13 protein-coding genes are annotated in these 21,953 nt (G+C 38.5%); all 13 read right to left on the minus strand.

The features are described 5' to 3' along the window. Positions 1-31: 31 nt before the first annotated feature. On the minus strand, positions 32-1,345 hold the full coding sequence (locus DW721_RS12420) for a hypothetical protein (protein ID WP_118745950.1): 1,314 nt from the start codon (positions 1,343-1,345) through the stop codon (positions 32-34). Beyond that, positions 1,338-1,997, minus strand: a complete 660-nt coding sequence (locus DW721_RS12425) for a hypothetical protein (RefSeq protein WP_118745951.1) — start codon at positions 1,995-1,997, stop codon at positions 1,338-1,340. The genes DW721_RS12420 and DW721_RS12425 overlap by 8 nt, the downstream gene beginning before the upstream one ends. Positions 1,998-2,102: 105 nt before the next feature. Next, positions 2,103-4,112 (minus strand): ATP-dependent helicase, encoded by a 2,010-nt coding sequence (locus tag DW721_RS12430; protein WP_118745952.1) that lies wholly within the window; start codon positions 4,110-4,112, stop codon positions 2,103-2,105. A 146-nt stretch (positions 4,113-4,258) separates the two neighbouring features. Continuing rightward, positions 4,259-4,996 (minus strand): Sir2 family NAD-dependent protein deacetylase, encoded by a 738-nt coding sequence (locus DW721_RS12435; protein ID WP_022015318.1) that lies wholly within the window; start codon positions 4,994-4,996, stop codon positions 4,259-4,261. Positions 4,997-5,125: 129 nt separating this feature from the next. After that, positions 5,126-5,734, minus strand: coding sequence for a cytidylate kinase-like family protein (locus DW721_RS12440; protein WP_022015319.1), 609 nt, complete (start codon positions 5,732-5,734; stop codon positions 5,126-5,128). Between the two features lie 132 nt (positions 5,735-5,866). Further along, a complete protein-coding gene (locus tag DW721_RS12445) occupies positions 5,867-7,555 on the minus strand; it encodes a diguanylate cyclase (protein WP_118745953.1) in 1,689 nt (562 codons plus the stop codon). A gap of 114 nt (positions 7,556-7,669) precedes the next feature. Then, the gene (gene fabV, locus DW721_RS12450) at positions 7,670-8,860 is read right to left on the minus strand and encodes an enoyl-ACP reductase FabV (RefSeq protein WP_022015321.1); all 1,191 of its coding nucleotides are present in this window, start codon (positions 8,858-8,860) and stop codon (positions 7,670-7,672) included. A gap of 295 nt (positions 8,861-9,155) precedes the next feature. Further along, positions 9,156-12,965 (minus strand): DNA-directed RNA polymerase subunit beta', encoded by a 3,810-nt coding sequence (gene rpoC / locus DW721_RS12455; protein WP_055945418.1) that lies wholly within the window; start codon positions 12,963-12,965, stop codon positions 9,156-9,158. A gap of 10 nt (positions 12,966-12,975) precedes the next feature. Then, a complete protein-coding gene (locus tag DW721_RS12460) occupies positions 12,976-16,881 on the minus strand; it encodes a DNA-directed RNA polymerase subunit beta (RefSeq protein WP_118745954.1) in 3,906 nt (1,301 codons plus the stop codon). Positions 16,882-17,141: 260 nt separating this feature from the next. Beyond that, positions 17,142-17,756 carry a signal peptidase I gene (gene lepB / locus DW721_RS12465; RefSeq protein WP_182436315.1) on the minus strand — a complete coding sequence of 205 codons (615 nt, stop codon included), beginning with the start codon at positions 17,754-17,756 and terminating at the stop codon, positions 17,142-17,144. A 157-nt stretch (positions 17,757-17,913) separates the two neighbouring features. Continuing rightward, positions 17,914-18,819: a phosphotransferase gene (locus DW721_RS12470; protein ID WP_118691357.1), complete on the minus strand. Its 906-nt coding sequence runs from the start codon at positions 18,817-18,819 to the stop codon at positions 17,914-17,916. 169 nt (positions 18,820-18,988) lie between these two features. After that, complete coding sequence (locus DW721_RS12475; protein ID WP_118745956.1) at positions 18,989-20,128, minus strand: HNH endonuclease domain-containing protein; 1,140 nt, start codon at positions 20,126-20,128, stop codon at positions 18,989-18,991. A gap of 245 nt (positions 20,129-20,373) precedes the next feature. Then, entirely contained in the window at positions 20,374-21,822 is a 1,449-nt protein-coding gene (locus tag DW721_RS16700) for a methyltransferase domain-containing protein (protein ID WP_182436316.1), read from the minus strand. Positions 21,823-21,953: the final 131 nt, after the last annotated feature.

Here is a 21,953-nt window from a genome sequence, read left to right on the forward strand (position 1 = left end):
TTATCTGCTTCTGATATTTAATATCATTTATCTATCCTGCCGGAGTTGCTGTCGGTGCAGTCTCAACACTTTTATTTATATCAAGCCAGCAAGCCTGCCTTAAGGCTATTTCGCTGTTTGATACATCCTCTCCTTTTATATTTCCGTCAGGCTGTACGCATAATATCTCATTTGATTTTTCGCCTGCTTCTTTAAGCCAGTATGCCATATCTGCCTGTGGAATCACATTCTTATATTTTTCAAAATCATCCTTTGAAAGTTCAAAGAAGTATTCAGGAAATTCACTGTCGTCAGCCGATTTCACATAATTTTGAACCACGACAAGTCCAAGTTCGTTGTCAGAATATTTTTTCAACTGCTTTGTGTTGAGCCAGCGGCGGGCTTTTGACTCATACCAGTCGTTACTTTCCGTTTCCTCCATCGAAAATCTCTTTTTCTTTCCTGCTTTCTCTTTCATCATAAGCACTTTGCCGTCAGATGTTTTTTCAAGAATGACCCAGTTTGCAGTTCCAAATATAACCACATCACCGACATTCGCTGCCTGTATAAATTTCTTTTCAAGTTTTGCAGCTCTCTCCTGTGCGTCAAACTTTTTCTCAGCCTTTTTGAAATTTATCAAAGCCGATTTGTCATTTCCTTTTTTCTCCTTTTTCAATCCTATATAATAATAGCACTTTTTCATATTGCCATTTGCAACCAAAAAGCCATTTGCTTCTTTATAGTTGGCTATGGCAAGTTTGTATTTTTTTTGTGACTGGTGATATATCCCCTTGCACATCGGATACACCGGAGTTTGCCAAAGGAATACTATCAGTGCAGCAAAAACAGCCAGCACAATTCCTCTTCTTTTATATGCTGCCTTAGTTTCAAGTTTTAATATTCCTTTCTGACATTCTTCTATATGCCTGTCACATTCTTCGACCTTGTACTTGAACTTTTTACATCTTTCAAAATTCTCTATGGCATCTACAAAATCGCTTTTAGTCTTTGACTTTTTCTGTCTTTGGCACGATAAATCAAACACCTCAGCAGTTCCGTTCTTTACCGCTTTATCAGCAATCTCAAGACACTTTGCCCTTCTCTCATCGGAATCAAGATATCCTGGGATTTTTCCAAACTTAGCGGCAGCATTGTTCATAGAAATATAAACTCTTTCAAATCTCTCAACGCAGTCTGCAGCTTCCATCACTGAAACCGCTGAATTGTATATTTTTTCTTCTGCAGACAGAACTCTTACTTCTTTTCCTGCCGCTTTTTTTGCCGCATCCCTTGCAGCCTTTATAGCCGCCCTTTTTTCAGCTTTTAGAGTTGCTTTATCTTTTTTATTTTCAAAAGTATCAGCCATTTGCATTTTCCACCTTATTTTTTTTCCTATCAAAGATTTTTCCAACATAGTCCACGGTAGGTCCCATCATTATGACCATACATACAGTCATAATACCAACTTCCCCACCTGCCGCAAATCCTATACATGTTGCCACCAGGTCATAGATAATCCTTACAACCCTGAATGTATTTTTTCCCGTATATTTTTCTATCTTATCACTTATAAGAAATGATACTGCATCATAAGGAGCTGTACCGTGTCCACTCTGCATATATACTGCTGCCGCAACAACAAATATTATAAGTCCCGGTATCAGAAAGCCGACTCGCATACCAAGTGAAAGATGTGCCGGTACATGAAAAATATCCTTAAACACCCATGAGAAAAAATCTGCTGAATATCCGACAAGTATCATATTTCCCAGAGTTCCTGTTCCTATAAGTTTTCTCTCAAATATGACAACAAGTACCAGAAGTACCAAATTTGATATAAGCTGATAGTTTCCAAATGTCATGCCGAGTCTGGCTGAAATGCCATAATTCATAGCGGAATACGGGTCCGTCCCCATATCACTTAAAACAAGCATTGCCACGCACATTCCCATAAGGATAACAGCTATTATCATCATAAAAAAACTTTTTGTCCACTCTTTAGTAAATTTAAAATTCATAATTCTTTCCTATCCCATTTATTTTTACTCTCAGAAAACATAATATCACAGCAACCACTCATTGTCACGCTATTTCTTTGTGTTACCTCTTTTTATAGTAACAGTTCATCCTTGCTTTTTATATCTTATATTGGTCTGCCCAAATACATACTGTTTTGAACTCACCTGTTTTTGTGCCTTGCTATACTTAAAATCACGCTTTTCTCTCTCTGCTATAAGTGTCCTCTTTGCCCTCAACTCCTCTTTCTCCATTTGTACCTTTTCAAAATCTTTATTTTGTATCTCATAAACAAACCTTGAAACATCTGCATCTTTGTTAAATCTCTCTTTAACATAATATATATGAAGATGTTTTTTCGCCCTTGTCATAGCCACATAAAACATTCTTCTCTCTTCTTCCATGTCGGCATCAAGAACTGCTTTTGAGTGCGGTGTCACCCCCTCGTTTGCATCAGGTATAAATACACATTCATATTCAAGTCCCTTTACTCCATGCATTGTCATAAGAAGTACGGCATCCGACTGTTCCTGCCCGTTAGAAAGCATCCTGCTCTTGACTGCCTGTTCTTTAAGTTCTTCCGAGTATGACCTTATATACTCAAACCACTCTTCAAAGTTATCATAGCCTTTTGCCTCCTCCTGAAGCTCATCTAAAAAATCCATCATCTCATCAGCTCTGACACCTTTGTACTCCGCATAGTCTTTTATATAATCGTCATATCCTATCCCGTTTCTTATAAAATTTATCGCCGGATACGGTTTCAGATTTGATAGCATTTTAAGATCATACTGAAACTGCTCAAAACGCTCAATCATCCACTCCTTATCTTCATAATATTTTTTGAGTTCCTCTATATCGACAATACTTTCAGTAAATGCTGACCGGTGCACATATCTTTTTGGTCTGTTTATAATACGGAGGAAATCAGCCCTCTCCCTGCTTCCCTGTGCAATTTTTATATATGTAATAATATCTCTGGCTATCCAGTGATCATACATATTGGGTATTCGTTCTTTCATAACAAACGGTATATTAAATTCCATCAGTTTTGAGCTCATAGTCCTTGCCTGTGTATTTGTTCTAAAAAGCACCGCCATCTGACTGTACGGTATCCCGCTGTCTTTATATTCAAGTATCTTTGCCCTGATATTTTCACATTCTTCAGATATTTTGTTAAATTCTTTTATCTCTATTTCTTCCCCATACTCATTTTCAGCCGTAAGTTTTTTGGATAGTCTGTTTTCATTCTTTTCAATAAGTTTTGCGGCCCGTTCTACAATAGCACCGCTGCACCTGTAATTTATACCGAGTACATATCTTTTTGAATCTTTATAGTCCTTTAAAAACTGTTTCATTATGTCAGGCTTTGCACCTCTGAAACCATAAATTGACTGGTCATCATCACCTACGATAAAAAGATTGTTTTCAGGTGCGGCAAGCATTTTTACTATATCATATTGAACCTTATTTATGTCCTGAAACTCATCTATGAGAATATAAGGATACTGTTTATGCCACATCTGCCTTATGTCCTCTCTCGCCTTAAGAAGTTCATAACAATAGACCAGCATATCGTCAAAATCTATAAGTTTCCTGCCCTGTAAAGCTTTCTGATAGCCTGTAAATATTCTTCTGAAAGACTCTCCCGGACAGTTTGGCGAATAATAGTGTTGTAATTCTATCATCTCGCCCTTGACTCTGCTTATCTCCCCCTCAATATCATTTAAAAAGTCATTTTCATCCTGTATCTCTATATCTTCTTTATTTATAAGTTCTTTTAATATCTGTCTTTTAGTATCATCACGGATAATATTATCTGCAGTATAATGATACGCATATTTTAATATTGTAAAAAATATAGCATGAAATGTTCCAAAATATACTCTTTTAGAAGCATCACCCATCATGCTCTCATATCTTTTTTTCATCTGGACTGCCGCCGCTTTTGTGAATGTGATAACAAGTATGTTGGTATTTTTTACTCCTTTTTCCTCAACAAGATACCTGACTCGTTCTGTTATAACCCTCGTCTTTCCTGAGCCCGGTGTCCCTATAACAAGACATGGTCCCTTAAAATGTTCTATTGCTTTTTTCTGCTGTTCATTCAAATTCAAAACTGCTACTCCTAACTAACTAATTTAGGCAGGATTCCAAAACATACGAAACCCTGCCTTTTTATTTTGCTTTTCCATATCTTTTCCATAAACCTGTGTCAGACAGATATTCCTAATCCGCCTGATAATGTTAAACTCATCTGTGTCTAAAAATCCATAACCTGTGCAAACATATCCCTTAGATTTCCATATGCCCTGTAGTCTGCACGATCATCACCAACTTTTTCAATGTCATTTAAAAGAAGAAGCTTATCCCCCTGATAATACTTCACCATATAACGACAGAGTGTTGAGTTTATCCCTGCACCTAATACTAATAGTATATCCGCATTCTCAACTATGGTACTCGCCTTACTTATTTTTCCATTGTCAAGCATCTCTCCAACAAGTGTAAATCCCGGTCTGAGTGGGATACCGCACTTTTCACATACCGGTATGCCTTTTGCGTGCTTTATATAATGTGAATCATATAATCTTTTACACCTTGGACATACATTCTCATCTACAGAACCGTGAAGCTTTATGACATTGCTGCATCCTACTTTATCATATATAGAATAAACCGAACGCGTAACCACTGCACTGAGCTTACTGCACTGCTGCAATTTATATATACCATAATGGATGGGCGAAGGCTGCGGATCATCAATATTTAAAATAACCTCCTTATAATACTTGTAAAACAGAGGCGCACGTCTCGTGTAAAATGATGAAGATACTATCTCATCGTTTGGGTAACCATATTTTTGCTCAACATCATATGCGAGATGCTCAGCATTTACACCGTTAAGTCCCATATCATATGTAATGTTCATACCCGCAAGCACTACAATATTTCCGCCCTCGCGTATAATGTCTCTCATTTTTTCAAGAACCTGCTCCATAGAACCCTCATTTCTGCACACATTTTTGTGCATAGTGTGAAATACAAAATCTGTGTCAAGTGTGCACAGACACAAATCTTCGGTGCGAAAAACCTATCTTCACACTTTCTCCTTTAATGATACCTAAAATCACTCTCCAAGATATGTGCATATACACTTTACAGCGTTATCAATGCCTGAAAGATCACTTCTGACAACAAGGTCATAGTTGTTTAAATCTGTCCACTTTTCACCTACATGATAATTGTAATAATTGCCTCTTCTCTTATCATTTTTCAAGATGACATCTGCCGCCTTATTTTCCTCTATGTTATACTCACTCACGGCACGCTCAATTCTAAATGACATTGCTGCCTTTATGAAAAGATTTACTACATCCTCCCTCTCTTTTAATACATAATCAGCACATCTTCCCACTATAATGCACGGTCCCTCCTCCGCAACTTTTCTGATAACATCAGACTGTGCAAGGAAAATCCTGTCATCAAGCGACAAACCACTGAAACCAAAATCCTGGTTTCCATAGACATTTATACCCATAGCAAGTGAATAAAGCAAACTGTTTGTAGCCTTATCCTCAGCTCTTGCAAATGTTTCCTCAGCAAATCCGCTCTCCTTTGCCGCTCTCGTAATGATTTCATTATCATAAAAAGGAATATCGTAATGTTTAGCAAGCTTTTGTCCTATTTCGCGTCCGCCGCTTCCATACTGTCTGCTTATCGTAATAATCTTATTCATAGGTCATACCCCCCTGTTCTGATTTCCAATATAATTGGCTATTTTCCATAAATTATTATATATTCATTATACACTTTTTTTGCTATTTGCACAATGATTTTATTCTCTTTTTATGGCTGAACTGCTTGTGACCTAACATCTAAGCATCCATGAATTTTCAGGTTTTCTTTTTATTTCCTGTTTATTTTCATACATTGCCGCATCTGCTTTCTTGAAAACATCGTCATAACAACTATGTTTTTTACTGTCATAATGCACGATTCCCATAGCCACTGAAGCAAAATAATAATCAGGGTACATTTCATTTATCTGTTCAAACTGCTGTTCAAGATTTCTGCGGCAGTTGTTTAGCTGTTCCACGTCTGCATTTTCTATTATTGCAACAAACTCATCACCGCCTATCCTGAATACCGGGCTATGCTTAAATGCGCGGCATATACATCTGCATGAATCTATAATAAGTATGTTTCCTTTTTCATGACCATAATTGTCATTTACATATTTCAGACCGTTTATATCAAAAATCGCAACCGCAAAATCAACCTCACTGTTTTTTATAACATCATCAATAATCTCTATGTATTCTTTATATGCAGTAACATTTTTAACTCCCGTAAGCCCATCAACATAAGCTTTTTGATTTGCATAGTTTAATGCATCCTGAAGTTCTAATATCTGCTGTTTTTCGTTTGAGATGTCCTGAACAGCAAATATAACATGCTTTAGCTTTCCATTTTCATCCCTGTCAACTTCTATAAATCTTGCACGACACCAGCCTACCTTTTTCCCCTTATACTCGGTAGATATATATTCATTTTTTCCCATTCGCTCATCAAGAGTTGATAAGTCGGTAAATTCAAGCATCATGTTTATATGCTTTTGCACGGCACGCTCTGAATATATTTTTCTCAATGCAGTTGAGGCACACTTTATGTCTCCAACAGCTTGATTAGCCAATGTATAATCTTTTATTCTCTCATAACTGTCATCATCCATATGAATGTAATACATGAATATGTAAATATTTGCCAACGAACTGACGGTATTGTACTGGCGTTTTTCATGCTCAAGAGCTATCTTTAATTCTGCCTGGGAATATTCAAGCTCGATATTTTTCATAATGACTTCCTGTGCCACCTCATCAACACTAAGATTGCAATATGCACTTATAACACCTATACAGATACCTATCACAAGCATATTTGTCTGAGGCTCCATATTTTGAATAAATGCTCCTAGTATAACAGGCACAGTAAATGATATTAGCACAACATATCTTTTGCCTCTGCCGGACTTTTTTTCAAGATATGCATCTTTTAACAATGCTGCTGTCGAAATCGTAATATAAACCGCAGGTATTATAAAAAGAAATTCATAATATTTTCCTCTCAAAAATTTACCCGCATCATTTATACTGTAAAATCCATCAACAAAGCAGGCGATGATTATAATAATCATATTTATGACAGCCGGTATCGCACAATGCAGACAGCTCATCCGATTTGATATGATTGATGACTCCCGAAATATCCCTGAGTATATAAACCACAAAAATATCGTATAATTAAATGCTATAAAGGCACAAGCCCAAGTCAGACTTCTTAGTCCTCTGCACATATTGATTATTCCAGAATCTGCAAGATAACCTGCCGCAAATGCAACAACCATGCAAAAACTTGAAAATGTAATCCAGAAATATAATTTCATGAAAATATCTTTTTTCTTCCAGCCATATAATCTTGTAATAATCAGCAACAATGTTGCCGCACATATAATATCTGTTTTTGTATATGTAAACATTCCTTTTAATATTGCATGCACTCCATCAACCTCCCAAAAACACAAAGTATAATCTGATCTGAATAACGGTTTCACATATATTTTTTAACAGATACTTATCTATTCATGTACTATGCGGGCAGCAAATAATAAATATTATTCTGCACTATCAAGACTTGGAATCTGCACCTGTATATCACAGTCCATTCCATAGTCAACACCGTCTATCTTAAATCCAAAAATCTCATAAAATTCTTTCCAATATTCGTCTATATCTGCAACTTCCGTAAGATTTTCAGGAGTTATCTCGTTCCAGATTTTCTCAACTTCCTGCTGAACCTCAGATTCCATCTCATAATCATCCATACGGATAAGTCTCTTATCATCAACCGGAACACCTGAAGGATTGCAAAGTCTGTCATGCACAAGTCTATACATCTGCTGAATGCATTCTTCATGCACATTTTTTTCTTTCATTACTTTTAATAGTATTGATAAATATAATGGTACGATAGGAATAGCTGCACTCGACTGTGTTACAACAGCCTTGTTTACTGAAACATACGCACTTACTCCGTCAACCTGCTCGTCTATCTCATCGGCAGTCTTATATAAATCTGCTTTCGCCCTTCCGATAGAACCATCAAAATAGATAGGATGTGTAAGTACAGGTCCAATATATGAATATGCAACCGTCACTGCATTGTCTGAGAGCACATCCGCTTCTTTCATGGCATCTATCCATAAACGCCAGTCCTCACCGCCCATTACCTTAACGGTAGCGTTTATTTCGTCCTCTGTCGCAGGCTCGATAGTTACCTCTGAAATCTCATTTGTAGAAAGGTCTATCGTCTTGTTCGTGTATGCTCCGTCAGTTGTCTTTAACACTGAACGGTATGTCACTCCGTCAGGAGCTTTTCTTCTAGGTGCAGCCACACTGTAGATAACCATATCAACTTTGCCAAAATCTTTTTTTATAAGGTCTATTGTCTCTTTCTTTATATCATCTGAGAACGCATCACCGTTTATCGTCTTTGCATAATGACCGTCTTTTGTGGCAAACTCCTCAAATGCAACGGTATTGTACCATCCGGCTGTTCCCGTTCTTTTCTCTTTTCCTGCTTTGTCAAATATGACACCGATAGTATCTGCATCACATGAATATGTAAGTGCTATTCTGCTCGCAAGTCCATACCCCATTGAAGCACCGATGACAAGAACTTTCTTTGGTCCGTCAGTCTTTGGCATACTGTTTATATAATCAATCTGCTCCCTAACTGCAGCCTTACATCCCTCAGGGTGTGCAGTTGTGCACATAAATCCTCTTACTTTTGGTTCTACTATCATTTTCTTTTTCCTCCATAAAACAATGCATTTAGTTCTCTATAAAACTTTTAACTTATATTTTCTATTCAATATAATATCCTATAAAACCATATAAAATCAAAAAGATGCCGCCAATGCGACACCTTTTGATTTACCGAAAGCGGTTATATACCATTTCGGCGCCCCTGCCAAGGATTGTTTACGCTCGTTTTTTAATCCTTGTGCATTTCTACTTTACTATATTTAAAGTATTATGTCAATCAGCCATTATATCTGCATGACAACTTTTGCCATGCAGATATATGCTTATGAAAAATTAGTCGTCTAATTCAGTTGTTGTTGAGAATACAAGCTCTCCATCTTCAGACTTTACTGTGTCGTCTGCCGGAGTCTCCTGCTCTGCTGCTGAATTTTCAGCTTCTTTTTCTGCTGATTTGCCATTCTTTTCTTTTGCTTTTTCCTTAGCTTCTTTCTCTGCTGCTTCTATCTTAGCTCTTCTGCGCTCCTCAATCATCTTTTCTGCTGCCTCGTCACAGTCAAGCTTAACTTCACGGTAGCACTTCATACCTGTACCTGCCGGTATAAGTTTACCGAGGATAACATTTTCCTTAAGACCAACGAGTGGGTCAATCTTGCCCTTGATAGCTGCATCAGTAAGAACTTTTGTTGTCTCCTGGAATGATGCTGCTGAAAGGAATGAGTTCGTTGCAAGTGAAGCCTTTGTGATACCGAGCATACACTGCTGTCCTGTAGGAGCTTCTTTTCCTTCCTCTGTAAGTCTCTCGACTTCATCTTCAAATTCAAGTGCATCAACCATTACACCAGGTAAGAATTCTGAATCTCCTGCTGTCTCGATGCGGATTTTCTTAAGCATCTGACGAACAATGACTTCGATATGCTTATCGTTTATCTCAACACCCTGTAAACGGTAAACTCTCTGAACTTCACGGATCATGTAATCCTGAACGGCACGAACACCCTTGATTGCAAGAATGTCATGTGGATTTACACTACCTTCTGTAAGCTCGTCACCTGCTTCGAGGACTTCGCCCTCTGTTACTTTTATACGCGAACCATAAGGGATAAGATATGCTCTCTCATCTTTAAGTTCGTCATTTGTTATAACAACTTCACGCTTCTTCTTTGTATCACGGATAGAAACTCTACCACCAATCTCTGCGATAATTGCAAGTCCTTTTGGCTTACGAGCCTCAAAAAGCTCCTCGACACGAGGAAGACCCTGTGTAATATCATCTCCGGCAACACCACCACTATGGAATGTACGCATAGTAAGCTGTGTACCAGGCTCACCGATAGACTGTGCTGCTATGATACCAACTGCTTCACCGACCTGAACCGGCTCACCTGTTGCAAGGTTGGCACCGTAACACTTAGCACAAACACCGACATGGGATTTACATGTAAGTATTGTACGAATCTTAACCTTTGCTTTTGCTCTGTTTTCAGCAATCTCTTTACGCTGGCATACAAGTGCGGCACGCTTTGGCGTAATCATGTGGTTTGCTTTTACGATAAGCTCTCCATCATCACTGTATATATCTTCGCAGGCAAAACGTCCTGTAATTCTCTCCTGAAGTTCCTCGATTACATCCTTTCCGTCAGTAACCGCTGAAATCTCCATACCTGAAATCTCTTTTCTGTTTGCACAGCAGTCAATCTCACGAATGATAAGATCCTGTGATACATCGACAAGACGACGCGTAAGGTATCCTGAATCGGCTGTACGGAGAGCTGTATCTGACATACCCTTTCTGGCACCATGTGCAGAAATGAAGTATTCCAATACATCAAGTCCCTCACGGAAGTTTGACTTGATAGGAAGCTCGATAGTACGTCCTGATGTATCTGCCATAAGTCCACGCATACCGGCAAGCTGTTTAATCTGTTTGTCAGAACCACGGGCTCCGGAATCCGCCATCATGAAGATGTTGTTGTATGCATCAAGTCCTGTAAGAAGTGCAGTTGTGATTTCATCATCCGCCTGCTGCCAAACCTTGATAACACCCTTGTATCTCTCCTCTTCTGTAAGGAATCCACGGCGATACTTTCTTGCTATCTGCTCTACAGTCTTTTCAGCTTCTGCAAGAATTGTCTTTTTCTCTGCCGGCACTGTCATGTCGGAAATAGAAACCGTCATGGCTGCACGGGTTGAATATTTATAACCGATTGCCTTAATGGCATCCATTGTCTCTGCTGTACCTGTTGCACCATGTGCATTGATACATTTTTCAAGAATCTGCTTAAGCTGTTTCTTTCCTACATGGAAATCAACCTCAAGTTTAAGGAAATTGTCAGGGTTTGTTCTGTCTACAAATCCCATATCCTGTGGAAGAATTTCATTGAAGATAAATCTTCCGAGTGTTGAGCAAATAATCCTTGACTCTGTCTCGCCATCGGCATTGATGCCTGTTCTGCGGACATTTATTCTCTCATGGAGGCATATCTCATGGTTTTCATACGCCGTGATAGCTTCCTCCATTGATTTGTAAAATCTATAATATCTCTCCGGATGCTTATCTGCATCAGGGTCATCAATATAGTCAGGCTTTGTTCTTGAAAGCTCCGGACGCTCCTGTGTGAGATAGTAAATACCAAGTACCATATCCTGTGAAGGAACAGCAACCACTCCACCGTCTGACGGCTTCAGCAGGTTGTTTGGTGATAACAAAAGGAAACGGCACTCTGCCTGTGCTTCAACGGAAAGCGGAAGATGGACAGCCATCTGGTCACCATCGAAATCGGCATTGAACGCTGTACATACAAGTGGATGAAGCTTGATAGCCTTACCTTCTACAAGGATAGGCTCGAATGCCTGAATACCAAGTCTATGAAGCGTAGGGGCACGGTTAAGCATAACCGGATGCTCGCGGATAACTTCTTCAAGTACATCCCAAACCTCTGTCTGAAGTTTTTCTACCATCTTCTTAGCCTGTTTGATGTTGTGTGCTGTCTCATTGGCAACAAGTTCTTTCATAACGAACGGTTTGAAAAGCTCGATAGCCATTTCTTTTGGAAGACCACACTGGTAAATCTTAAGTTCAGGTCCTACTACGATAACTGAACGTCCTGAATAGTCAACACGCTTACCGAGAAGGTTCTGACGGAAACGACCCTGCTTACCTTTAAGCATATCTGAAAGTGATTTGAGAGGTCTGTTTCCCGGACCTGTAACAGGACGGCCACGACGACCGTTGTCAATAAGAGCATCTACTGCTTCCTGAAGCATTCTCTTTTCGTTTCTGACGATAATGTCAGGTGCTCCAAGTTCAAGAAGTCTCTTAAGACGGTTGTTTCTATTTATAATACGACGATATAAGTCGTTCATATCTGATGTTGCAAAACGTCCACCGTCAAGCTGCACCATAGGACGAAGATCAGGAGGGATTACAGGGATAACTGTAAGTATCATCCATTCAGGCTTATTTCCTGACTCCCTAAATGACTCTATAACTTCGAGTCTTTTAATAATTCGTGCACGCTTCTGACCTGATGCATTTTCAAGTTCAGTTTTGAGTGTCACGGATTCTTCCTCAAGATCGATGTTCATAAGAAGTTCCATGATAGACTCAGCACCCATTCCTGCACGGAATGAATTGCCATATTTTGCCTTTGCTTCCTGATACTCAGCTTCAGATAAAATCTGTTTCTGCTGGATTCCTATATCAGGTGTTGTCTCTAATACGATGTAAGAAGCAAAGTATAATACTCTCTCAAGGTTCTTAGGCGATACATCAAGGATAAGTCCCATACGGCTTGGAATACCCTTGAAATACCAGATATGTGATACCGGTGCTGCAAGTTCAATGTGTCCCATACGCTCACGACGAACGCTTGACTTTGTAACTTCTACACCACACTTATCACAAACGACACCCTTATAACGGATCTTCTTGTACTTACCACAATGACACTCCCAGTCCTTGCTTGGTCCGAAGATCTTTTCACAGAAAAGACCATCTTTTTCCGGTTTTAAGGTTCTATAATTTATTGTCTCAGGCTTCTTAACCTCGCCCCTAGACCATTCTCTGATCTTTTCCGGCGAAGCAAGACCAATCTTAATAGCATCATAAGTGATGTGCTTTTCTGCTTTATTAGTCTCTGACATAGTAACCTCCTTAGTCATCAAATACTGATTCTGTATCAATCATAGTTGCACCAAATGCATCTTCAAGCTCATCAGGTGTTCCCTCGATATAGCCTGCTGATGCATATGACTCACCGTTGTCAAATGCGTCATATGTCTCATCATCATCAGTAAGTGATTTGATTGAATCGTTTTCAGATTCGTCAACATCCTCACCAAGTTTTACTTCATTGCCATTCTCATCAAGAACAGTAACATCAAGTGCAAGTGCCTGTAATTCTTTAAGAAGAACCTTAAATGACTCAGGAATACCAGGCTCTGAAATATTGTCACCCTTGATAATAGCTTCGTAAGTCTTAACACGACCGATAACATCATCGGATTTAACGGTAAGAATTTCCTGAAGTGTGTGTGCAGCACCATATGCCTCAAGTGCCCAAACCTCCATCTCACCGAAACGCTGTCCACCGAACTGAGCCTTACCACCGAGTGGCTGCTGTGTTACTAATGAGTAAGGACCTGTTGAACGTGCATGGATCTTATCATCAACAAGATGATGGAGTTTGAGGTAGTGCATGAAACCGATTGTAACAGCACCGTCAAAATACTCACCCGTACGACCATCACGAAGACGAACTTTTCCGTCTCTGTTAATTGGAACGCCTTTCCACTGAGCACGATAAGCTTCATTTTCAACAAGATATTCCATAACATCAGGTGCAAGAATATCTTTATATTTATCTTCAAAAGGAACAACTTCCTTTAAGCGTGCGATTTCCTGCTCGTCACCATCTTCCTCTGCCTTTGCAAGCTGCTCGGCGAGTTCTTCCTGATTGAGCGGTGTATTTGCATAATCATTTGCAAGTTCAAGAGTATCCATAATATCTTTCTCGTTCGCGCCGTCAAATACAGGGGTTGATACATTAAAGCCAAGAACTTTCGCTGCAAGACTTAAATGAATTTCAAGGACCTGACCGATATTCATTCGAGAAGGCACACCCAACGGGTTAAGCACGATGTCAAGCGGACGACCGTTTGGAAGGAATGGCATATCTTCAACAGGGAGAACTCTTGAAACGACACCCTTGTTACCATGACGACCGGCCATCTTATCTCCGACCTGAATCTTACGCTTCTGTGCAATATATATACGAACTGACTGATTTACTCCCGGTGGAAGCTCATCGCCGTTTTCTCTTGTAAATACTTTGGCATCAACGATAATACCAAACTCTCCATGAGGAACTTTAAGAGATGTATCTCTTACCTCACGTGCTTTTTCTCCGAAGATTGCACGAAGAAGTCTTTCCTCGGCTGTAAGCTCTGTCTCTCCCTTAGGAGTAACTTTACCTACAAGGATATCTCCGGCACGAACCTCAGCACCGATACGGATGATTCCACGCTCATCAAGATTCTTAAGGGCATCATCACCTACGCCCGGTACATCACGTGTGATTTCCTCAGCACCAAGTTTTGTATCTCTTGCCTCTGCCTCATACTCATTTATATGAACTGATGTATAAACATCTTCTTTTACAAGTCTTTCACTAAGAAGAACGGCGTCCTCGTAGTTGTAACCTTCCCATGTCATGAAACCGATAAGCGGGTTCTTACCAAGTGCAATCTCACCGCCGCAGGTAGAAGGTCCGTCTGCGATAACCTGTCCTTTCTTAATTTCATCGCCTTTTCTTACGATAGGCTTCTGATTCATACTTGTTCCCTGGTTGCTTCGCTGGAACTTAGAAAGCTTATATCTGTGAACATTTCCTGTTGCAGGCTTAATGATAATCTCATTTGATGCTGAACGCTCGACAATACCGTCTTCCTCTGCAACTACACAGTTTCCTGAATCGACTGCGGCTTTCATCTCCATACCCGTACCAACAGCAGGTGCCTCAGTAATAAGAAGCGGAACTGCCTGACGCTGCATATTTGAACCCATCAATGCTCTGTTGGCATCATCGTTCTGGAGGAACGGAATCATTGCCGTAGCTACTGAGAATACCATCTTAGGCGATACATCCATGAGGTCTATCTTGCTCTTTGCAAACTCTGATGTCTCTTCACGGAAACGACCTGAAACATTGTTTCTCACGAAATGTCCGTCAGTATCAAGCTCCTCGTTAGCCTGTGCAACGATATATTTATCTTCTTCGTCTGCTGAGAGATATACAACCTCGTCAGTAACGACAGGATTTGCCGGGTCAGTTTTATCAAGTTTACGATAAGGTGCCTCGATAAATCCATACTCATTTATTCTCGCATAAGATGCAAGCGAGTTGATAAGACCGATGTTTGGTCCTTCAGGTGTTTCTACAGGACACATACGGCCATAATGTGTATAATGAACATCTCGAACCTCGAATCCGGCTCTGTCTCGTGAAAGACCACCAGGTCCTAATGCCGATAATCTTCTCTTGTGAGTAAGCTCACTAAGAGGATTGTTCTGATCCATGAACTGTGACAACTGTGAACTTCCGAAGAACTCCTTAACTGCCGCAGTTACAGGTTTGATATTTATAAGTGACTGTGCAGTGATGCTGTTGATGTCCTGTGTAGACATTCTCTCACGCACAACTCTCTCCATTCTTGAAAGTCCAATACGATACTGGTTCTGTAAAAGCTCTCCGACCGCACGGATACGACGATTTCCTAAGTGGTCAATATCATCATCCGTTCCAACACCATATTCAAGATGCATATTGTAGTTGATAGATGCAAAAATATCTTCCTTCGTGATATGCTTAGGAACAAGTTCAGAAATATTATATCTGATAAGTTCCTTAATCTCTTCAATATCGTCATTCTCGTCAAGAATCTGCTTTAAGAGAGGATAATAAACACTCTCATGTACCTCAACCTCAGCCGGGTCAACATCAGGCAGATATGCCTTAAGGTCAACCATAAGGTTAGAAAGTACCTTTGTAACTTTTTCTTCTTTTTCAACCATTACATAAGGAACTGCTGCGTTCTGAAGCTCAGTTGCAAGTTCTTCAGTAATAGTTGTTCCTGCTTCATATACTTCACCAGTTGCAGGGCTCACAGCATCCTCTGCAAGCTTGCAGCCTGTAATACGGTTTTTGAAATGAAGTTTCTTATTAAACTTATATCTTCCGACCTTTGCAAGATCATATCTCTTAGGATCAAAGAACATACCGTTTAATAAATTTTCAGCACTGTCTACTGACAATGGCTCGCCCGGACGAAGTTTCTTGTATAATTCAAGAAGACCGTCCTGATAATTCTCGGTAGTATCTTTCTCAATACTTGCAAGAATCTTTGGCTCATCACCGAAAAGGTCCTTAATCTGTTCATTGCTTCCAAGACCCATAGCTCTAAGGAATACAGTAATAGGAACCTTTCTGTTTCTATCTACACGAACATAAAATACATCATTGGAGTCAGTCTCGTATTCCAGCCATGCACCACGATTTGGAATTACAGTTGATGAATAAAGTTCCTTACCGAATTTATCATGTCCGATTGCATAATAAATACCAGGTGAACGAACTAACTGGCTAACTATAACTCGTTCAGCACCATTGATTACAAAGGTACCTGTCGCAGTCATCAAAGGAAGATCTCCCATAAAGATCTCATGCTCTTTAATTTCTTCTGTTTCCTTATTGTGTAACCTTACTTTCACCTTTAAAGGTGCTGCGTATGTTGCATCCCTTTCCTTACACTGATCGATATCATACTTTGTCTCATCCCTGCATAAAACAAAATCTACAAATTCGAGACTGAGATGACCACCAAAATCAGAGATAGGCGAAATATCTCGGAAAACTTCTTTTAGTCCTTCGTCCAAGAACCACTGATAAGAATTAGTCTGCAGCTCAATGAGATTTGGCATCTCCAGCACTTCCTGCTGTTTGGCATAACTCATTCTAACACCGTTACCTACTTTTACTGGGCGTATCCTGTTTTTCTCCATCGATGTTCACTCCTTAATTTTTTAGAGTATTTTGCAGTCTGACTATTTTTTCATTAAGGACTTTTCTTTTTTAACGAACTGTGATATAATAATTAAGAAAAGCATAAAAGTATAGTCAGCCACAATAGTGCATTTTTCATGTTAGCATTAAAAGGCTGACTTGTCAAGAATTATTTTGAATTTTTGTTAAAATATGTATTTTATCAGATGTATTGTCATTTGACAACACTTTTTTTATCTCTTTTTATGGCAGATATACATCATTTATATATCTTCGATGCAATATTCTTAAGCTTCACGGGTCCAAATTCACGGCTGTCACTGCTTTTTACTCTGTTATCTCCCATAACAAAGTATTCATCTTTGCCCAATTTAACCGGTTTTGAAGCGACTCCTGCATATCCCATCTTGTCTTTACGATAGTTTTCCTTTAATATATCTCCGTTTATATAGATGTCCTCGCCTTTCACCTGAATGGTTTCGCCCGGCAGCCCTATTATCCTCTTGATATAATACTCATCTTTTTTTCCCTCCGCCGCAGCTTTCGCCACATCGTCCTCTCCATTATCCTTTTTTACCATCTCTGATAACTGTGTCGCAAGTCTCTGTGTAAACTCAACAATATCTTCCTTATGTTTGTGTCCATACGGATATATCGTGACAACATCAAAACGCTTTGGCTTCTGAAATTTATAAATTATCTTGTTTGCAATAACATTCTCTCCATCATAAAAATTATCATCCATGGAATGACCGTCTACCACCGTACGCTCAGCAGCATATGTATTTACAACATATGAACCTGTGATAGATATTGCAATAAGGAATATAAATGATATAACAATCTTCATTGTTGTTTTTAAAAGTTTCTTCATTGTTCGTCCCACCTTTTTTATTTGTTGTGATGATGATATAATAACATTCATCAAATATAAAGTAAAGGGATATCAGATGGCAGGCAGTCTCGTTATAAGACTGCCTGTTGATTATTTATATAGTTTTCTGTGTTTCGTCAGCCCGACAAACCGGAATTTACCGTTTGCAATATTTGTCCCATTCTTCCATAAGAAAGTCAAAGATATCATTCAATCTCTCGATTATATTTTCATTTACTGGAATTGTTTTATCAAGAAATTGCATACCTCTTTCCCCCATGAAATCCACACAATAAATCAAGCAGTAGAATATAAACGCTTTGTACTCTATCGTGTTTGGACGAATCTCGTCTAATAGATAATCAATATATTTAGTATCCAAATCCATATTGAGTAATGAAACCCTTGTCAATGCAACAAAGGTAAGCATATCACCAAATCCCATCCAATCAATATCTATTATCCCAGATACATTACCCTCATAAATCAATAAGTTTTTTGTACTGATATCATCCAAATACGGTGCTATCGGAACCTTATCCAAATATTCCTGTATTTCTTGTTGTAATTTCTTTATGATATATATTTTGTTAAAGTCAAAATAGTTCTTTCTTTTTATTCTCTTTTCAGCACGATTCAGCATTTTGTCAACAAAGCAGTTCCATGTCCATTCCATATCCGCATGGATATCAAGCCTTGAAACCTTTCGCTGTATCTTAACTACTTCCTTGGCAATTTGCTTTTTCTCGCTATCATTCAATTTACAATAGACATTACCAATATCATCTCCACGGATATAAGAGAGAATCAGATAGGAATAGTCTTTGTATTTTCCCTCTGACAAGACAATCGGTATCGGTATTTCACATACAGACAACCTATTAAGCCAATAAACAGTATCTTTATAGGCATTTTCATCTTTACTGCATCTGAGAACAAACTTTTCGTTTGCAGTGGAGACAATAAAAACATAGTTCGCAATACCAACACTGCAGCGTTCTATTTGAACAACACTTCTTTTTGTGTTGTTTTCAAATATTGCGATCGCATCTTTGTAATCCATTGAGCATTTTTTCTCCCCTCTATAGACTGACGAAAAAATTCCGATTTGTTAAACTCCATGTATTTATTATACCTTGTATAAGCAAATTCTCGTATCCATTTTATGTCATATTTTTGCAATATTCTTTTGGCAGAATATTATTATCACCATTTTTATCAACCATAACATTTCACATTCTCCAAATCTCATACCCCTGTATTCTTGCCGAGTCATACACCGGATGCAATTTTTCCTCCAAAACCTTAATAAACGCTTCTCTGTCATTTTCGGCAATGTATAATTCTTCCATCGACCACGGCATCACAAGATTATCTCTCTGACATTTCTTAAATTTGTCCATTATCTTTTCGCTGCTTTTTGCACTTTCATACATCATATATTGATTTTTTGCAAACAGTTCAAAATATTTCCACTGTGGCAGATTATTACTCTTGCTTGAATTAAGCGATCTATCCATAGGAAGTAAATTCCACAGTTCATCATTTGCCACAAACGACCACGGCACAAAATGATCTATATCAAAATCATTTAATCCAAGCAATTTTTCAGAATATATATCATATACGGGTTTTGTCTCGATTATAGTATTCCACAAATTCCTTACATATCTTAATTTTCTCTGTTTATTATTTTCAGGAACAAGTTTATAGATTATCCCCGGTACACCAGGATTTCTCCCTTGCAAATACCGTACTTTTTTCACTTCTATCCAGCCTGAAATCGTGACAAAATTGTCCATGAAAAAATCCTGCCATTCCTCATTGATAACGACACGCTTTTTCAAGCCTGCTCCATTCGTTATCTGATATGGAATACATTCTTTCTTATTTAACTGCTCAATATAAGCTATCAATCTCTTTTTTTGATCCCATATCCTGTCATTTCCTTTAACTTCGTGCATAAACGGAGACAGCATACGATAAGGCACATTCTTCGTCAACTGGTCTTTTTCCCCATGCAGCTCCCTGTCATTTTCTTTAACAGCCAATATAATCGTATCTCTGTCTGCATCATTTGGAATATTTGTCAACTGCGACAATTTGATAACCGCTCTTTCCAAACTATTCATTATTTTTCCCGAAGCATTTTTAGGACCGAGATGCAGATGATATTCAACAACAGAATACCACGCATCTGCTATCATCTGATTTATAAGGTCATCAAAGACAATTTCTGTCTTTCCAAGCGAAAATAATTTTAACAATGCATCAAGCCAATAGAATTTATAACATTCTGTCGTATCGTCAAGCATATGTATGAAGCTGTCTATATTCAAGTCATTTTTATATTTTAAATGCTGTATATCCAAATTTTACCACCTCAAATATTAAAATTGGACAATATTTATCTATATGCTATTATAGCATCATACTTATATGATTACAATTTATACCTATTATCTATTTTTCTTTTTAAAACAATCTAACCGTAAAAAATATATGGCAATATCCAAGTCTGCTCACTATTTTATTATATATTTTTATGTCAGAATATCCTTTTTATCTCTCTTCCTGATTTTTCAACCAAACAGCATCCATCGCTTCCACTCTGTTCTTATCCTCTCCGCACCAACACATTCAGCCACTTTTCCTCTCCTCTGCCTACTCTCACATCCGATGTTATCCACTGTTCTTCAAGAGCTGCTCCATCTGTTTTTTTTATCAATTCTTTGAATGTTTCTTCGGTCATATCGGTAAAATATCTGCCGTTACGCTCCCCCGAAAAATTTCCATACTTAAATGACGCATATATAATCCCGTTCGGTTTCAATGCTGTCGTCATTTTATTCATAACATTTTCAAGTTCATCCTTTGTCAGATGAAGTATCGACGAGCACGCCCATATACCGTCATATTTTTCTTTTACATTAAGTTCAGTAAACATCATATTTTTGACGGAAATCCCCGTGTATTCACTCGCCCGCCTGCACATCTCTTTTGAACCGTCAACCGCATCCACCTTATAGCCGTTATCGAGAAAATATTTTGTGTCTCTGCCTGAACCGCATCCAAAATCAAGAATAAACGCCCCTTTATCCAGTTTCTCAATAAATTTTTTCTGAGTTTCCTCAAAATCCACCTGTAATGTACTTGCGACAAATTTATCCGCATTTAAGTTGTAATAATCAAGTGTATTATGCACATTATTTTTTTCTTTTACACAATCAAAATGGAAACTTTCGAGAATTTCATTTGAAGCTGTCCTATCAATTATCTGCTTTACCAGAGTTTCAAGTTTAGATTTTTTAGTATAATCCGCCGGAACAAAATATTTTATCCTGCTTTCTTCGAGCATATTAAAAACTTTTGTCTTGTCTTTCGTTTTTGAATCATAGACACCTATTGAATGTCCGCCGTTTATATTTACGAGCTTCATGCATGGAATATCCGTCTCGCTGTCGCCGATATAGACCATATTGCGGAACGGAACTCTGTATTCATTTGGCTTAAAGTAATCATTCACCCTTGAATCGTTTACATCAAGTATTCCCTTTTCTATCCTGAACAAAAACTGCGTTTTATTGGTGTAATTTACCACCTGTGCAGGCCACACGGCGACCCCGCTCTCATCAAAATAAAACGAACTCGCATAAATCTTTTTAAATTTGTCTGCAACTTCCGTGCCTTCTATCATCTCTTTTAATCCCGATGAAATAATATAGTGTTCAACCTTTACGCCCTTTTTTTCACCGTAATCATTTATCCTGTCAAACCATGTTGCCACACCCGGATAAAGTTTAACTTTTGCCCCGTCATTATGTAAAGTTTCTTTTGTAAAAAGAACTTTCCCCCTCGATTTCTCTGCCATCAGATACATATAAGCAAGATTTCTGTCCATCTCATTTTTTTCTGAAAGTTCGTTTGACTCTCTCCAAAAATCGTCAACCTCATAATCAATCGACTGGATATAGCCCTGTGCCTGCATATCATCAGGCGACAGTGTCTTGTCAAAATCATAGCATATCGCCAAAACCGGATTATCTGTTTCATTTTCTTTTATCATAAGCAACTCTCCTCCATCCTTCGCCCAAAACAATATTACTGGTTTTATTATATGATGCAAGGGTCAAAATACCTTTTGACCCCAATATCATTATATAATAATGCCTTTCACTTTACAACCACGCCCCTTAC

This window comes from Clostridium sp. AM27-31LB (assembly GCF_003480745.1).
Lineage (GTDB): Bacteria > Bacillota > Clostridia > Lachnospirales > Lachnospiraceae > Butyribacter > Butyribacter intestini.